Annotated in this window: 3 protein-coding genes; all 3 read left to right on the top strand. The window is 36.8% G+C overall.

Going from position 1 to position 1,730, the window contains the following annotated elements; genetic code table 11:
• Positions 1-541, top strand: a 541-nt coding sequence (locus ACFIL3_RS09960) for a hypothetical protein (RefSeq protein ID WP_375682204.1), incomplete at its 5' end; no start/stop codon positions are given.
• 181 nt (positions 542-722) lie between these two features.
• Positions 723-1,070 (top strand): hypothetical protein, encoded by a 348-nt coding sequence (locus ACFIL3_RS09955; RefSeq protein WP_375674614.1) that lies wholly within the window; start codon positions 723-725, stop codon positions 1,068-1,070.
• Entirely contained in the window at positions 1,057-1,572 is a 516-nt protein-coding gene (locus ACFIL3_RS09950; protein ID WP_375681438.1) for a hypothetical protein, read from the top strand. The genes ACFIL3_RS09955 and ACFIL3_RS09950 overlap by 14 nt, the downstream gene beginning before the upstream one ends.
• Positions 1,573-1,730 lie beyond the last annotated feature (158 nt).

Raw genomic sequence — 1,730 nt, 5'->3', positions numbered from 1 at the left:
CAGCTTAGTGACGCCTCTACAAGATACCGTGCAACAGATAGAGCAATGTGTAACTCTGGAGTTCCCATGGACCTTGATCAATGGCAGTCAATTGACAAAAACCCTAGAGAAACAAGCTTTAGAAGCTTACCAGACTGTTCAAAACTTACTTACCTTGAAAGCATCTGTTGAAGACATAGCAGAGGCTCTTGATGTGCTTGAAGGTGGTTTGACAATGCAAAAAGTTTCGAATGCAGAAGCGCGTGCAAAGGCTTATATCGCTGCTCTTAACGGCATTTCACTCTGGTCTTTATTGCAAGCCGTTAAAAACCTTATACGTGGTGAGGCAAAAGGCATGTCCACAACATTTGTCCCCTCATGCGCTGATCTGGCGCAGTATTGTCGCGATTTAGAAAGCAGGCTTTATGGTGTTGCTGAGAAGGTTTTTATAGCAGTTGAAAATACGCGTAACCTAGCTTTAGGAGGCAAGCGCATTTCATTCATGAGAATAGGCAAGCCTAGTGAAGAGCAACATAACAGTAGCAATTCTAAAGCGGCTTAAAACAGCAAAATAGTGAAAAGTGCTGATCATTTTACGATTAGATATGCATTTAAATCGATAAAAAAGCACCTTACAAAGCGATTTAAAGATTTTATGATAGGAATCAACATCTGCAATATAAAACGCTCTGTATGATCAAATTTGAGGTAAATAGACCAATTGGTAAAATTAGGATTAAAGCATGTTCATTTTTAAACATTTATTCTTAACAATCCGTAAACAACCCATGCGAAAAAAGTGGGTTGCAACAGCTGTTGGTTATGTTCCTTGGGGGGACGGAGCAGAGGAGTATTTTTACAACCTCTACGAATATGAAGATGGCACAAGAGAGTGTGAAAAGTTTGATGGCGGCCAGTATTATACCACACCAGAAAATGCGGATTTTAGTACCAAAGCGCAAGTGAAAGCTTGGATATATGGGGGTGGTCTTCCGAAAAGCGTTCTCAATTACGAACCTCTTATAGATGAGATCAATAAAGAGATCAAAAAATTATCGAAAACCGCAGGAAATAAATATGTTTACAGATAAACAGCTAAGAGCCTTGTTTGGCATTATAACTTTTATATTTTTATGTTTTTTAGGAATTAAAAAAAATCCCTACTTTATTCAAAGTATTTTGACATTCGCATCTGTTTCTTTGGTAATAGTCACAGCGGTTTTTGCAATTTTATGCAATTCTCATATTCCTTTTGAGTTGCAGAACAATCCAAAATATAAAGATGATGATACAACGGGTTGGGTGAAACTAACACGTGATTTACAACAGTATATGCACCGACTTTTAAAACTAATAAGTGTAGCGCTTGTCGTTTTAATTTTCCCAAGTAGTTATAAAGAAACGGTTTCTTTGCCTATTATTTCTAAGTACGTGGAGTACAAGCTTTCTTTTCCATTGGATACTGTACTTTGGTACTCAGATATTGCTCTTTGGTATTCCTTTTTAGTCTGTGTATTTTTCCTTATGTTACGTACACGCAGTTTAATAAACATATCTATTTACACACTACAGTGCTCAGTTAAAAAGCTATAGTAAAATTTCCGATTTTATAAAACTGTTTAGATTAAATGGCGTTGTCTCTTCTCAACGTTCATAGATGAAATCAACAAGAGCATAAAAAACTATCGTGGGCTGCTTGATTTTAAAGAACATGACCTCTAGGTGTGAAGAAAGATGGGCTAAGTCTTTCT

Origin of the sequence: Bartonella sp. CE47NXGY (assembly GCF_042195415.1) — a bacterium.
Lineage (GTDB): Bacteria > Pseudomonadota > Alphaproteobacteria > Rhizobiales > Rhizobiaceae > Bartonella.
Note: the sequence above shows the minus strand (reverse complement) of the source record. Positions and strands in the feature narration are given on the sequence as shown.